Below are 355 nucleotides of genomic sequence, written 5' to 3' on the forward strand. Positions count from 1 at the left end.
ACCAGGAAGGCCGTGACGACCGTCGTCGCCTCGATGGCGACCCACAACACCCCCAGATTCCCTGCCAGTACGGCCAGACACATCGCCGCCAGGAAGGCGTGCACCAGCAGGTGGTAGCGGCGCGCGGTGCGGTCGACCGCGCGGCCCGCGGCCCGCTCGCCCGCGAGATGGGCGGGTCCGGCCGCGACGGCCAGTGCTGCCACCGCGCCCACCACCAGCAGCATCCACACGGTCAGCGCGTCGGCCCGCAGCACCCCGTCGAAGAGCTGGACGGGACCGTCGTACGGAACCGAACCCGCCAGCGCCGCCCCGCAGACCAGGATCGCGGCGGGGGAGAGCAGCCCGGCCCAGCCCT

Annotated in this window: 1 pseudogene; it reads right to left on the bottom strand. The window is 74.4% G+C overall.

From position 1 onward, the window contains the following. Positions 1-355: pseudogene (locus J0695_RS40895) on the bottom strand (proton-conducting transporter transmembrane domain-containing protein); the annotation flags it as partial.

This window comes from Streptomyces beijiangensis, from assembly GCF_017315755.1.
Lineage (GTDB): Bacteria > Actinomycetota > Actinomycetes > Streptomycetales > Streptomycetaceae > Streptomyces > Streptomyces beijiangensis.